12 protein-coding genes are annotated in these 14,614 nt (G+C 53.3%); 4 read left to right on the forward strand and 8 right to left on the reverse strand.

Annotated elements, in window-relative coordinates:
• Positions 1–10: 10 nt before the first annotated feature.
• Positions 11–1,522: an anion permease gene (locus tag J1779_RS03595; protein ID WP_122095350.1), complete on the reverse strand. Its 1,512-nt coding sequence runs from the start codon at positions 1,520–1,522 to the stop codon at positions 11–13.
• 601 nt (positions 1,523–2,123) lie between these two features.
• On the opposite strand from J1779_RS03595, the gene J1779_RS03600 reads away from it, so the two are divergent.
• On the forward strand, positions 2,124–4,901 hold the full coding sequence (locus tag J1779_RS03600; RefSeq protein ID WP_217202895.1) for a flavocytochrome c: 2,778 nt from the start codon (positions 2,124–2,126) through the stop codon (positions 4,899–4,901).
• Positions 4,902–5,045: 144 nt separating this feature from the next.
• Here J1779_RS03600 and J1779_RS03605 read toward each other — a convergent pair whose 3' ends face one another.
• Together J1779_RS03605 and J1779_RS03610 are read right to left on the reverse strand one after the other, a co-directional pair.
• The gene (locus J1779_RS03605; RefSeq protein WP_274388796.1) at positions 5,046–6,194 is read right to left on the reverse strand and encodes a NupC/NupG family nucleoside CNT transporter; all 1,149 of its coding nucleotides are present in this window, start codon (positions 6,192–6,194) and stop codon (positions 5,046–5,048) included.
• 338 nt (positions 6,195–6,532) lie between these two features.
• Positions 6,533–7,420 (reverse strand): LysR substrate-binding domain-containing protein, encoded by an 888-nt coding sequence (locus tag J1779_RS03610; protein WP_217202896.1) that lies wholly within the window; start codon positions 7,418–7,420, stop codon positions 6,533–6,535.
• 104 nt (positions 7,421–7,524) lie between these two features.
• Between J1779_RS03610 and J1779_RS03615 the strand changes: the two genes are divergently transcribed.
• Positions 7,525–8,163: an NADPH-dependent F420 reductase gene (locus tag J1779_RS03615; RefSeq protein WP_217202897.1), complete on the forward strand. Its 639-nt coding sequence runs from the start codon at positions 7,525–7,527 to the stop codon at positions 8,161–8,163.
• Positions 8,164–8,293: 130 nt separating this feature from the next.
• On the opposite strand, the gene J1779_RS03620 is transcribed toward J1779_RS03615, so the two are convergent.
• Positions 8,294–8,932, reverse strand: a complete 639-nt coding sequence (locus J1779_RS03620) for a nitroreductase family protein (RefSeq protein ID WP_183847005.1) — start codon at positions 8,930–8,932, stop codon at positions 8,294–8,296.
• A 524-nt stretch (positions 8,933–9,456) separates the two neighbouring features.
• Between J1779_RS03620 and J1779_RS03625 the strand changes: the two genes are divergently transcribed.
• On the forward strand, positions 9,457–9,981 hold the full coding sequence (locus J1779_RS03625; protein WP_056777759.1) for a phenolic acid decarboxylase: 525 nt from the start codon (positions 9,457–9,459) through the stop codon (positions 9,979–9,981).
• Positions 9,982–10,255: 274 nt separating this feature from the next.
• Here J1779_RS03625 and eitC read toward each other — a convergent pair whose 3' ends face one another.
• The 4 genes from eitC to J1779_RS03645 all read right to left on the reverse strand — a co-directional run bounded on the left by eitC (position 10,256) and on the right by J1779_RS03645 (position 14,144).
• Positions 10,256–11,017 (reverse strand): siderophore ABC transporter ATP-binding protein EitC, encoded by a 762-nt coding sequence (gene eitC, locus J1779_RS03630; RefSeq protein ID WP_217202898.1) that lies wholly within the window; start codon positions 11,015–11,017, stop codon positions 10,256–10,258.
• Positions 11,017–12,054 carry a FecCD family ABC transporter permease gene (locus tag J1779_RS03635; protein ID WP_217202899.1) on the reverse strand — a complete coding sequence of 346 codons (1,038 nt, stop codon included), beginning with the start codon at positions 12,052–12,054 and terminating at the stop codon, positions 11,017–11,019. The genes eitC and J1779_RS03635 overlap by 1 nt, the downstream gene beginning before the upstream one ends.
• Positions 12,054–13,052: a siderophore ABC transporter substrate-binding protein EitA gene (eitA, locus tag J1779_RS03640; protein ID WP_056777749.1), complete on the reverse strand. Its 999-nt coding sequence runs from the start codon at positions 13,050–13,052 to the stop codon at positions 12,054–12,056. The genes J1779_RS03635 and eitA overlap by 1 nt, the downstream gene beginning before the upstream one ends.
• 216 nt (positions 13,053–13,268) lie before the next feature.
• Positions 13,269–14,144, reverse strand: coding sequence for a LysR family transcriptional regulator (locus J1779_RS03645; protein ID WP_217202900.1), 876 nt, complete (start codon positions 14,142–14,144; stop codon positions 13,269–13,271).
• A 102-nt stretch (positions 14,145–14,246) separates the two neighbouring features.
• Here J1779_RS03645 and J1779_RS03650 point away from each other — a divergent pair, with 102 nt between their 5' ends.
• Entirely contained in the window at positions 14,247–14,609 is a 363-nt protein-coding gene (locus J1779_RS03650; protein ID WP_238485053.1) for a zinc-binding dehydrogenase, read from the forward strand.
• The last annotated feature ends 5 nt before the right edge of the window (positions 14,610–14,614 follow it).

Here is a 14,614-nt window from a genome sequence, read left to right on the forward strand (position 1 = left end):
CGTTGTCGGATCAGAACATCAGTACCATCCACGGATAGCCGATGAGCATCAGGCCGCCGAGGAAGATAGCGCCGAAGATGGTGCCCAGACGCCAGTAATCTTTCGTCGGCAGGTAGCCGCTGCCGTAGTAAATCGGGCTCGGGCCGGTACCGTAAGGGGTGATGATGCCCATCACGCCCAGCGAGGTCACCATCATCAGGCAGTAAACCGGCATGTTGATGCCGGGGATCGCCGCCGCAATGGTCAGCATCGCCGGTAACAGGGCGGTGGTGTGCGCGGTGGTACTGGCAAACAGATAGTGCAACAGGAAGAAGGCAATCAGCAGCATTACGGCGGCGACCTGCGGGTCGAAACCGTCAAGCAGTTGCCCGCCTTCTTTACCCAGCCAGGCGATAAAGCCAACGCGGGCCAGACCATCCGCCAGCGCGACCAGCGTGGCAAACCAGGCGAAAGTATTCCAGGCCGGTTTGTTGCTGATAATGTCGTTCCAGTTCAGCACGCCGGTCCACAACATCAGCACCACCACCAGCAGCGCGGCCAGCGCCGGTTCGATCCAGGCGGCGGCGAAAATCCACATCAGCAGCGCAGAACAGACGAAGACCAGCAGCAGGATTTCGTTACGCGACAGCTTGCCGAGTTTTTCCAGTTCACTTTTGGCCCAGCGCGGCACTTCATCATTGATCTTCACTTCCGGCGGATAGAACCAGTAAGCCAGTAACGGCATGGTGAGGATCAGCAAAACGCCGAGCGGCAGGAAGGCGAGGAACCACATGCCCCAGGAGATTTCGAATCCGGTAATGCTTTTCACCAGCGCCAGCGCCAGCAGGTTTGGCGCAAGCGCCGACAGGAACATCGAGCTGGTAATACAGGCGGCGGTAATCGCGACCCACATCAGGTAGGAACCGATTTTACGGGCGCTCGGGTCATTGGGTTTGGAGCCGTAAAGCGGCGGCAGGTTGGCGATGATCGGGTAGATGGTCCCGCCGCTGCGCGCGGTGTTGGACGGCGTGAACGGTGCCAGCAGCAGATCGGCGAAGGTGATGGCATAACCCAGCGTCAGGCTGCGACGGCCAAGGTATTTCACCAGAATCAGCGCCAGACGGCGGCCAAACTGGGTCTTGTCATAGCCTGCGGCGAACATAAATGCGCCGAAGATCAGCCAGACCGTGGAGTTACCAAAACCGCTCACCGCCCATTTAAACGACTCGCTCGCCATCTTAAATTTAGGATCGGCGATTTCCGCCGGGCTGAACAACAGCCACTGGCTGAACAGGGCGATCACCACCACACCGGTCAGGCCGATCACCGCGCCAGGCAGGGGTTCAAAAATCAGCCCCACAATGACCCCGACAAAAATGGCAAAGAAATGCCAGGCATAGGGCTGAAGGCCGGAAGGCACCGGCGTGAGCAGCAGGATAATTGCCACCAGCACCGGAAGGAACAGCATGATCAAACGTTTTTTCACTCCGGCAGAGGCAGGAGCGGCCTTTGCGGGGTCATTCAAAGTGGATGTGGGTTTCATAGTTTTTTCTGCCAGTTATTGAAAATGAGCATCGCGCCCCCGGATATCTATGATGTTTTTTACGCTTGCGTTTTGGTAATAAATGACTGCTGTGGATATTTCACGATGACAATTGAAATACATTAATGTTTCTTCGCGAACAGGGAGACGTAATACTCTCATTCAGGCGTTATGGCACCCGGCGGATATTATCCTCAGCCAGAATGACGCCCGGATGAATTCCTATTTAACTCAGTAGTATTACATTGTGTAGGGTTATTATTTTGACCAGAAAACCTGCTCTATGAAATGTAGAGTAAATTTTGGCAAAAGCCAAACTGAGGGCATAACCTGCTGATTTTGTTCGTGGGTTTTTCCATGTTAATCAAAAGTTGATTTTTGTCAACTCATGGTTAACAATTGGAGGGGATATTCGCATTAACGCTGGGTAATTAAACAACTCCCGTCCATCAGACCTTTTACATCACATTATTTCTGCTATATGAGCAGAAAGCAGCAAAGCATTTCTATATTTATCACCTGCACCGGATAACTTATTTTAGCGGTAAGTCATTCGCCCACGAAAAGAAATCCAGGCGTTTACATTTTGGAGTTGATTACAATGAATAAGCTCACCCCGGTTCTTAAACCGCTCACGTTGCCCAACGGCGCTGTGCTGAAAAACCGTTTACTGATGGCACCGATGACCACCTGTACCGGCTTCTACGACGGCACGGTGACCAGTGAGCTGGTCGAGTATTACCGCGATCGCGCTGGCAGCATCGGCACTATCATCGTTGAGTGTTGCTTCATTGATCGTCTGGGACCGGCGTTTCCCGGCGCGATTGCCATCGACAGCGACAACAAAATCGCCGGTCTGAAAAAAATCGCCGACGCCATCAAGTCAAAAGGCTCTAAAGCCATTTTGCAAATTTACCACGGCGGCAGAATGGTGGAGCCGGAGCTTATCGGCGGCAGAACGCCCGTCGCACCCAGCGCCATCGCCGCGCCGCGTGAAGGCGCGACCACGCCTAAAGAGCTGTCCGGTGAAGAAGTTGATGTGATGATCACCAAATTTGGTGATGCGGTGAACCGCGCCATCAAAGCCGGTTTCGACGGCGTGGAGATCCACGGCGCCAACACTTACCTGATCCAGCAGTTTTACTCGCCGAACTCCAACCAGCGCACCGACAAATGGGGCGGCGACCGCGATAAGCGAGCCACATTCCCGCTGGAAGTGCTCGAGATCACCCACAAAATGGCGAAGCGTTTCGCCGACGACAACTTCATTATCGGTTACCGTTTCTCGCCGGAAGAGCTGGAAGTGCCCGGCATCCGGTTTGACGACACACTGTATCTGCTGGAAAAACTCGCTGCGCGCGGGCTGGACTACGTGCATTTCTCCGTCGGCCAGTTGCTGCGTCCTTCTATCGTAGACACCACCGACCCGACACCGCTCATCACTAAATACCGCGCCATGCGTTCTGAAACGCTGGCAAAAGTGCCGGTGATTGGCGTCGGCGGCGTGGTTAACAAAGCGGATGCGGAGAAAGGGCTGGAGTACGGTTTTGATCTGGTCGCGGTAGGCAAAGCGTGCATCGCCTATCCGGACTGGGCCGACCGTATTATTAACAACGACCATCTGGAACTGTTCATCGACAGCAACAAGCGCGAGGCGCTGAACATTCCTGAGCCGTTGTGGCGCTTCTCACTGGTTGACGCCATGATCCGCGACACCAGCGTGACAGGCCGTAAATATAAAGCCGGCGTATATCAGGAAAAAGTGGAAGCCGAAGCGCTGAAGCTGAAAATCAGCGTTACGCTCGATACCGACCGTATTACCGATATTACTCTGGTGAAAGATGACACCCTCGACGTCGATTTCACCACCACCTTTGAACAGTTGCGCACACGTATTCTGGTTGCCAACAGCCCGCACGTTGATGCAATCACCGGCGCGACGACCCAGAGTGAGGCGCTGAAAAAAGCCGTTTCCCGCGCCTTAACCACCTCCAGCAAAGAGCACGTGATTGAAGAAGGCGGTAACCCTCAGGCACCGCAGAACTTCGATGTGGTGATCGTCGGCAGCGGCGGCGCAGGTCTGGCGGCCGCCATTCAGGCGCATGATGAAGGCGCGCACGTCGTCATTATCGAAAAAATGCCCACCATCGGGGGCAACACAATCAAAGCCTCTGTGGGAATGAACGCGGCAGAAACCCGGTTCCAGAAACTCAAAGGCATCGAGGACAGCAAAGAGCTGTTCTATGACGAAACCCTGAAAGGCGGCAAGTTCAAGAACAACCCGGAACTGCTCAGGGAGTTCGTTGAGCTGGCACCGGAAGCCATTGAGTGGCTGGCGGCGAAAGAGATCGAGCTGAACGATATCACCATCACCGGCGGGATGAGCATTGACCGTACCCACCGTCCGCAGGATCGCTCCGCCGTCGGCGGCTTCCTGATCAGCGGTCTGGTGAAAAACGTCAATAAGCGCGATATCGAAGTGCTGCTCGAAACCTCCGTGGCGGAAATCCTGTATGAAAACGGCGCAGTGACCGGCGTGAAAGTGGTCGATGAATACAACGACAGCCGTATTCTGAATGCCAAAAGCGTGATTGTGGCGACCGGCGGTTTCAGTGCTAACCGCGAAATGGTGGTGAAATATCGCCCTGAGCTGGACGGCTTTGTGACCACAAACCATAAAGGCGCCACCGGCAGCGGCATTGCCATGCTGCAAAAAATCGGGGCGGATACCGTCGATATGGGCGAGATCCAGATCCACCCGACCGTTGAACAAACCACGTCATACCTGATTTCTGAATCCATTCGCGGCGGCGGGGCGATCCTGGTGAGCCAGGCGGGCAAGCGTTTCTACAATGAAATGGAAACCCGTGACAAAGTGTCGGCGGAAATCATCGCGCTGCCGGAGAAAAGCGCGTGGGTGATCTTTGATGAACAGGTGCGGGCAAACAACAAAGCGGCTGACGAGTATATCGCCAAAGGCTTTGTACTCAGCGCGCCGACGCCGGAAGAGCTGGCGGTGAAGCTGAACATGAACCCGCATGATCTGGCCGAAACGCTGGAACGTTACAATCTGTTCGTGGTGGCCAAAAAAGACGATGATTTTGGGCGCACCACTGCGCTGCGTCATCCGCTTAATCAGGGGCCATTCTTTGCCATCCGCATCGCGCCGGGCGTGCATCATACGATGGGCGGCGTGGTCATCAACACTGACACGGCGGTGCTTGATAGCCAGAAACAGCCGATTACCGGGGCCTGGGCGGCCGGTGAAGTGGCGGGCGGTATCCACGGTGCAAACCGCATCGGCGGTAACGCGGTGGCTGATATTATCATCTTCGGTATTCTGGCGGGACGAAACGCGGCCGCGCTGGCGCGGGGATAAATTGATAAGGTGAACAATGAAAAACCACGCTCCGGCGTGGTTTTTTTATGACGGGGCAAAACTGCCTGTGCCTGCCGCACAAACAAAAACGTCCACCCGGAAGGGCGGACGTTTTCAGACGTTCCGGGCGTTTATCTTAAACGCTTAACGGTAGACCAGACCCACGATGGACGCCGACAGCAGGCTGACCAGCGTCGCGCCGACCAGCAGGCGGAAAGCGGCACGGGCCACCATGTTGCCCTGAACTTCTTCGATACTTTTCACCGCACCGGCAATAATACCGACGGTAGAAATGTTAGCGAAAGACACCAGGAAGACGGACAGGATCGCCACGGTACGGGGCTCGAGATGCGCAACCAGATCTTTCATCTGCAACATCGCCACGAATTCGTTGGCGACGATTTTCGTCCCCATGATACTGCCTGCGGTGAGGGAGTCCTGGCTGACAATGCCGGTTAACCAGGCGATCGGGTAGAACAGATAACCGATGATGTCCTGGAAGCTCTTACCAAAACCGCCCATGAAGATGGCATTGATCATCGCCAGCAGGGCGTTGAAACCCACCAGCATGGCCGCCACGATCATCGCCATTTTGAAGCCCGCCATGATGTACTCGCCCAGCATTTCTACGAAGCTGTGTTTCGGTACATTGAGTTTAGGCATTTCGTTATCGGCTTCATCAGAATACGGGTTCACCACCTGTAAAACGGCAAAAGTGGACAGCATATTCAGGATCAGCGAAAGCATGACATAACGCGGCTCAAGCAGGGTCATGTAAGAACCGACAATCGACATGGACACGGTGGAAATGGCGGTCGCCGATAATGTATACATGCGGCGTTCATTCAGGTGCGGAACAATATCTTTAATAGCGATAAAGTTTTCAGACTGGCCTACCAATAAAGAACTCACGGCATTAAATGATTCCAGGCGTGGCATTCCGTTAATCTTAGATAACAGATAACCGATCCCTTTAATCATTAGCGGTAATATACGCAGGTGCTGGAGAATACCAATCAGCGCGGAAATAAAGATGATTGGACATAATACGAATAAGAAGAAGCTGAACTGATTATCATTAACCAGACCGCCGAAGACGAAATCAGTCCCTACACGCGCATAGCTCATCAGGTTAGTGAACACGCCGGAGAGGCCGGAAATCAGGTAAACGCCCGCCTGGCTGTACAGCAGAACCCAGGCCAGCACGATTTCGATCACCAAAATTTGCACGACGTAGCGCAGCTTAACACCGCGTTTGTTGTAGCTAATCAACCAGCCAATACCGAATATCATTATAAGGCTAAGTAAAAAATGCAATATATTTGACGTCATCGAGATTCCAATGGATGTGAGTGGTGTTTTAAAGCGCGAACTATAACAGCAACCTCACAAAACTCATTCTATTTTTTCATTCCGTTGCGCACAGGTAATCGATTGCGTTCAAAAAAGAAACAATCGGCGTCGGCTATTTAAAATAACGCACCGAAGTGGTGAGATTTTTATTACCACGCACTCATTTGGTGACAGGAATTATATTATGCGGTGCAATTTCCCCTGAAATACTGCCGGCACATCGCGGGGCTGGCCTTCTTATTTTACCGGCATATCAGCGTGCCGGGCGCTTTCGGGGATCAGCCAAACGCAGCGTTTAATGCTTTGATAAAACTGCGTATTTTTACCGTCTGTCGTAAGCCGGGTGATGTCAGAACGTGCATCGGGCGTGAAGGGCATGCGTAATCTGGCAGCACCTGAATCAGCCGTCCGGCACTGATTTCACCTCTTAATACGTCTTCCGGCCCCAGCGTCACGCCGTAGCCTTTGATTGCGGCGTGCAAAAGCGCCCGCCAGTCGTTGGACCGGAAGCGGCCTTCGGGATGAACTTCCCAGGTTTTTCCGTCTTTTAAAAACAGCCAGCGGCAGGGCGATTGCGGCGACCAGACGCCGTACACCAGGCAGGCGTGAAGCGCCAGGGCATCCGGTGTCGCCGGTGTGCCGTGCTGTGCGAGATATTCCGGCGAGGCGCAGGCAATCAGGCGGTAAGGACGCAGCGGATGGGCAATCAGCGGGCTGTCTTGCAGTTCACCGATGCGCACAATCACCTCATAACCCTCCTCGATCGGATCCACCCGGCGATCGGTCAGCGTCAGCTCGACCTGCGTGCCGGGATACTGATCCAGATATTGCGTAATAAAAGGCGCCAGCATGGAGGCGCCAAACGTCACCGGAGCATTGACGCGGATAATACCGGAGGGGGTGGCCTTCATTTCCATCGCGATGGCATCTGCTGCCTCGGCCTCTGCGAGCACGATTTTACAGCGTTCATAATAACTGCGGCCAATGTCCGTCAGGCTCTGGCGACGGGTCGTGCGATTGAGCAGCGTGGTCCCCAGCCGCAACTCCAGCCGGGAAATATGCTTCGCCACCATCTGCGGGGAGAGGCGCAATGCCTCCGCCGCCGAAGCGAACGAACCCAGCTCAGCGGCTTTGACGAAAACATTCATGCTGGTCAGTCGGTCCACGATTCACTCCTGTTTGTTGTTTGTTTGTGCCGATAATGAGTATTTATCAACACCGGGTGTCGAATTATTCTTAACCTTCTGACCAACAATTGAAAGGTGAAATCATGAAAATCGGCATTATCGGCGCAGGGTTCGTAGGACGTGCGGTGGCAAAACTGGCGCTCAAGGCCGGCCATCAGGTCATGCTCAGTAATTCACGGGGGCCACAGACGTTGTTCAGTCTCAGGCCAATGCTCGGATGCGAAATTGGCACAACCACGCAAGCCGCGCTCTTTGGTGACATTGTGGTGATTGCCGTGCCGCTGACCGCCATCGGGCAACTTCCGGCAGCAGAGCTTGCGGGGAAATCACTCATTGATGCAGTGAATTATTATCCTGAACGCGACGGGCAGGTGCCTGAACTTGATTCGCAGTCCACGACGACCAGTGAATATCTGCACAGTTTTCTGCCACTTTCACACATCACCAAGGCCTTCAACGCCATTCAGATGACGGATCTTGAAAGCGACGGTCTGCCTGCCGGTGACCCGGCACGTCGCGCATTGCCACTGGCCGGTGACGATGAGGCAACGAAACGTCTGGTCGCCGGGCTTTACGATGAATTTGGTTTTGACGCCTTCGACGCAGGTGCACTTTCCGAAGGCTGGCGCTTTCAGCGCGGCATGCCGTGTTATTGCGTGCGGATGAACACAACGGAACTGAAAAAAGCCATAGAGAATGCGCAGCGGCCAGAGCCGGTTTAACGGGGAAGGAGGGAGAGTGTGCCGGGCAGGCAGAGTGATGTGCGTTGGTTATTTCCGGGGTTTTTAATTCATTAGCTTAATAAAAATCCACGCCCAGACGTGGATTTTTATTTTCAACCTGTGCTCTGTTTTACTTAATTTCAGTTACGAAGTTTTCACGGCTGCGACGGACTTTTTTCAGGTTTACCAGCCAGTCACCTTCGTGGGCACGGTATCCCAGCGGCAGCATGACGACGCTGCGTAAGTTCTTCGATTTCAGATCGAGGATTTCATCAACGACGGTAGGATCAAACCCTTCCATCGGCGTGGCGTCGACTTCTTCAAACGCGGCGGCGATAAGCGCAGCACCCAGCCCGATGTATGCCTGACGGGCAGCAGCCTGATAGTTGGCTTCGGTTCCACGATCGGCGACGATGCCCAACAGCATCTGACGATAGTTTTCCCACCCTTCATTTTTGAAACCACGGATGTCATTGGTCAGGTCGAACATCATATTCACCCGCTCTGCGGTGATATCGTCCCACGCCGCGAACACCAGCAGGTGAGAACAGTCGGTGACCTGCGCCTGATCCCAGGCCACGGTTCTGATTTTTGCGCGGATATCCGGGTTGGTCACCACGAAGAGTTCAAAGGGTTGCAGCCCGCTTGAGGTTGGCGCCAGGCGCACGGCTTCTACGATACGGTCGATTTTTTCGTCAGAGACACTTTTCGTCGCATCAAATTTTTTGGTCGCGTAGCGCCATTCCAGTCTTTCGTTTAAGGTCGTCATCTTGTTTTCCTGAAGGATAAATGCAGAAGCAGTGCGTTGATACGATGGGGGTTTCAGTCTCCCAGCGCGTGCAAGATAATCGCATGATCCGATGGCGAAATTTTATGAATTTGAGCCCTGAGGCGGTAACACCGGGCAAACTGTATTCTCTTCCTAAGCTGCTGAATAATGTCGCGCTAATTCACTGTGCCCCTTTACATTGACCCCAGGTGGGTCTGTTTAATTTTCAATGTCTGTTGTTACAATGAGATGAATTATCCCGGTAATAACGTATGGGTAATTTATCTGAAAGAACGGCGGCTTTTCTTTTGTGATAATGGATGTTGTCACCCGCTAAAGTGAGCTATTTATTTCAAAAAGTTGATGGGTTTACCACGGCGTTTTGCTTTCAATTTTATGTAGCTTGCTTCCTTTCAGATGCGGCCTGAACGCGGCTCTTGTGTTGAATAATATCGAATGATCGTCTAAACGTTTAAGTGCAGGTTAAGCGCTATTTGAGTCTTAATACAAAACAAAGGTGAGTTATGGTTAATAATACGCAACAGGATATCTCTGACGATCTTTCTGCGTTCGTTGGAACCCATTTCGTATATACCTATGATAATGGGTGGAAATATGAATGGTACGCACGTAACGATAATACCTGCGATTATCGTATTCATCAGGGGCTGGTGGGTGGCCGTTGGGTCACCAATCAAAAGATGAATGCCGTGCAGTTCGCGCCGGGGATTTACAAGGTTGACTGGCATGAGCCGACAGGAACGTGCGTCAGCTTGCTGTTTGATCTGCAAAGAGAAATTGTTCATGGCACCATCTTCTTCCCGCAATGGATCGCAGGTGAAGGTCAGCATCCGGAAAAAACCATCTGCTATCAGAATGAATTTATTGAAGATATGCACAGATTCCGTGATGAAGGACCGGCATATCCTTACGTCGTTATCCCGGAATTTGCTACGGTGACCTACATGAAAAATGAAGGCCCTGATAACGATGCTGTTATCAACATGCCACCAGGGCAAATGCCTGCCGATTTCTTTGATGGCAAATAATCTCCCCAACCAAACGTTTGGATATGTCCTCTTCTGAACGTTAGCGTGACTCAGCAGCGTTTCGCACTGTCTGAGCGGGCATTACCGTACTGGACGGAAATGCCCGGCTAATTGAATTTACGCCCTCAAAATCCAGCACGTATACTATTTTCCTACCGCAGGCGGGTATGACGTAAATAATCATGTGCGCGCGCTCCGCGTCCCTTATTCAGCATTTCCAGGAAGAGGGATTATTCGTATTCAGGCCGCATGATAGCAACAGAAAAATCTTATTCTACACAATGTAGTGAATATGTTTTTTGCCATGATAGGGTGAGATCTCAATTCTGGTTTCAACCCGAAAAACATCCCGCAGAAGTGACTCTGTCAGTATTTCATCCGGTGTTCCTCTGGCAACCACTTCGCCTTGTTGCATAACAATCAGTGCATCACAAAACATCGACGCATGGTTGAGATCGTGGATAGCAACAAGGCTGGTCACCGGTAATTCGCTGATCAATTTCATCAGCTGAATCTGGTGGTGAATATCCAGATGATTTGTCGGTTCATCCAGCAGAATTTCGGTGGGTGACTGTGCCAGTGCTCTGGCGATGTGCACGCGCTGACGCTCGCCACCGGACAGACTCTGCCAGCCCTGATCACTGTGATCCAGCATACCCACTCTTTCCAGTGCACCATTGACGGTTTCATCATCATGGGCGCTCCAGTTAGAAAAGGGTGTGTGGTGGGGAATACGGCCCAGTTTTACGACATCGCGAACGCGCATATTCGCTTCCGTCATCCCGTGCTGCTCTACGAAGGCAATGCGGCGGGCCAGCTGCTTTTTAGCAATCTGACTGATGTCTTTGCCATCCAGCGCGACACATCCGGAGTGAGGGCGGCGTAATCCTGCCAGGAGGCGCAGCAGTGATGATTTTCCCGAACCATTCGGGCCAAGCAAACCCACGGTTTCGCCACGGTTAACCCTGAGAGACACGTCGTTGACGATGATTTTTTTCCCTACCTTCCAGGTCACGTTTTCCGCGCTGATACTCATCACTTACTCCTCGAGCGGTAGATAATAATGGCAAAGAACGGCACGCCAACCAACGCAGTGACCACGCCGACAGGCAAGCTTTGCGGCGCAATCAGCAGCCGCGAGGCGATGTCCGCCAGCACCATCAGAATGGCGCCTGCTAACGCACTGGCAATCAGCAATACTCTGTGCAGCGGGCCAAAGAAGAATCGCATAACGTGGGGGACAACCAGGCCGACAAAGCCAATGGAGCCCGCCATACTGACAATGGTTGCAGTGATAAGCGCAGTGGTGGTGAACAGGATAAACCGAACCCGCGGGACGGAAATACCCAGCGAGGCCGCAGCGTCGTCACCAAAGGTAAACGCGTCCAGCGCGCGGGAATAGAAGAGGCAGAGCGCTAAACCCAGCATGACAACGATCAGCACTAACTGAAACTCCGGCCATCTCACGCCGCTAAAGCTGCCCAGCAACCAAAACATGACGTCGCGTGCCTGTTGAGCACTGGCGGAAGTGCTGATGGTGTAAGCGGTAATCGCGTTAAAAAGCTGCGAAGCGGCTACGCCCGCCAGAATGGTGCGATCGTTGCCACCGCGTGCGCCGTTGCTCAGAAAGGTCACAAAGGCAAAGGCCGCGAAGGCCCCGGCAAAGGCGCCCATGGAAAGGGAGATTGACCCGGTGCCGATGCCGAGCACGACCACAGACACCGCGCCGGTTGAGGCTCCGGCTGAAACGCCCAGTACATAAGGTTCTGCCAGGGCATTTTTCAGCAGGCTTTGCAGTACCGCACCGCAGATGGCCAGCCCGGCCCCACAGCAGGCAGCCACCAGGGCTCTGCTCAGACGAAAATCCCAGATGACGCTTTCATAAATGCGACTCAGCGGGACATGGGTTATCCCGGTTTTATTCCCGATAGCCTGGAAAACGCTTGTCATCGGGATCGACAGCTCGCCGACGCTGACCCCAAAGGCAATCACCAACACCAAAAGCAGCACGGAGAGAACACACGAGGTCGTCAGGATCAGCCCTTGTCGTGTGGGATGAACTGCTGAAGCCATTAATTCAGCCCCATTTTTTTAAGCTGTTCGCCAACCTGCTCAGCGCCGTAAAGCGTGCGGATAGTCGGGTTCATTGCTTGCCCGTCCATGACGACAATATGATTTTTACGCACGGCATCCAGCTGGCTGACGGCAGGATCGCTTTTGAGGAATTTGATTTTTTCCTGCGCGTTATCAAGCGCCCAGCGATTACGGTCGAGGCTTGAAACAACAATCACATCCGGGTTTGCCGCAATAATGCTTTCCCAGCCGACGGTCGGCCATTCCGTTTCCGATGTGATGGCGTTATGGCCGCCTAACACATTGGCGATAAATCCTGATGCGCTGTTTTTACCGCCAACATACGCATCAGAGGAAGGTGAGGCGCTGGAGAACCAGAAGACAAAAGAGAGATCTTTAGGGTTTTTACTGAATGCCTGACGCAGGGTGGCTTCCCGGTTTTTAAAGTCGGCGATGAGCACCTGACCGCGATCTTCAACGTTGAAAATAGTGGCCATATCCTCGATTTCTTTATACAGATAGGTCATGTCCCACAGCTTCTGGCGACTGCCATACATATCGCCAATGTCTTTTTTGGTCGCACACATTCCCGGAGACATATAGCTATTTACGCCGACGGCATCAAAATCTGCTCTTTTGGCGACTTTACTTTCCGGCCCCAGCAACAAGGGTAACTGCGCGGGGACAAAATCAGGATCCTGGGCCAGGATGGATTCCAGTGTAGGAATTTCTACCGTCAGGGTTTTCACTTTAGCGTTTTTTTCAGCCAGCGACGGCAGAACTTTCGATGGCCAAAATGCGCTTGCGATGACCTTATCCTGTAACCCTAACAGCAGCAGAATTTCAACGGTGTTTTGACCTAACGCGACAACGCGCTCAGGGGCTTTAGTGAAAGTGAGCTTATAACCACAGTTGTCGAGGGTTAACGGGTAGGTGGTCGCGAAAGCGGGGCTTAACGAGGCGCACAGCATACCCGCAACGCAGAGGATTCTTTTCATGCAACATATTCCTTCACTGAAATCATTTATTTGAATGGTGTGATAGTTACCGCTCGCAATGATAATGAAAATTATTATTGAAGCGATACTTATTTGAGTTCAGTGAAGTGACAACCCGCCGGGAGGGAACACTTGGCGTAAAAAATAGCCTTAGCGGAGGCTGTTTCCCTTTACCAGACGGCCTGATAATTTGACGAAGAGTTTGCCTGTGCGGTGTTATCCGTTGAGAACCAGAGACATGTCCGGGTACCGGGCGCACATAAAATCGACAAATGCGCGAACTTTTGGGGCCGCAAGCCGCCTTGATGTATGCAATACCCACAGTGCACGATCCGGACCCGACACGATGCCCCACTGAACCAATTCGCCGCGGGCAAGCTGGCTCCATGCGATGGACTGCGGGATCAGGGCCGCACCGCCGCCGGCGATAGCCGCATCCCGGACCATCAGTAATGATGAGAATCGCAGTCTGGGAACCGGCTCCAGCAGCAGTTCGCCTTCATCCAGCGCCCAGTGAGTGGGCTGAAAACCCGACGTGACAATGGCGGGCACTGACCTTATTGCACCGGGGAGTGGCCTGACGAATTGGGGCGCTGCCACGACAACTAACCTGTCTCTGGCGAAACACCGTCCGACTAAATTGCTGTCGGGGCTCGGGTTGATTCGGATCGCGACGTCAAATTGTTCCTCTACGAGATCTACCATGCGATCTTCCGCCACGATTTCAATTTCAATTTCAGGGTAGGCCGCACAAAATTCGGCTCCAATGCGCCCCATTGCAAGGTGGGAAAAAAGGGCGGGAGCGGCGACGCGCAAACGTCCGCGAGGGGTCGAAACACCGTCACCGACCGCCGTCATGGCTTCGGTCATCTCACTCAGCAGGCCTTCAGTCCGTGACATCAGCGTCGCGCCGGCTTCGGTAAGCTTCAGACCGCGAGCGCTGCGCTCGATCAGCCTCACACCCAGTTGCTCCTCAAGATCGGCGATGCGTCGCGATAATGTGGCTTTGGAAATGCCGCTCGCACGGCTTGCCTTCCCCAGCCCCTCATTGGTGGCGACGAGTATAAAATCGGACAGCGCGTTCAGGTTCATGGTGTTCCATTTATGAGACAAGGTATCTCTGTTTTAAGGTCTTTGTTTATTTATTGCAACGGAATACTGTCTCGTTATCAACACTGGCAACGAGGAACTGCAATGAACAACACACAACGCGCTGTACTGATCAGACGCCACGGCGGGGCTGAGGCGGCGGAAGTGGCCGGGATCGACATACCCGCACCGGGAGAAGGTCAGGTTCTGATTTTGGCCGCGGATGGCGTCATCACCGGCACCACCTCACCGGACATTCTTTCCCGCAAACCGGCAAATCGCCGGGGACTCTGGTTTATGAATAAGCCCGACCCCGTATTGCTGGAGACGCTGGCGAAAGAAGTCGCCAGCGGCACGCTTCAGTCCAGAATTGGCGGCATCGTGGGATTCGCTGATCTTCCCGACGCCATCGAACGTCATCGCACGGCCTCCCGGACCGGGAAAGTTGTTGCAGATTTTTCACGTTAATCTTT

Origin of the sequence: Rahnella rivi (genome assembly GCF_019049655.1) — a bacterium.
Lineage (GTDB): Bacteria > Pseudomonadota > Gammaproteobacteria > Enterobacterales > Enterobacteriaceae > Rahnella > Rahnella rivi.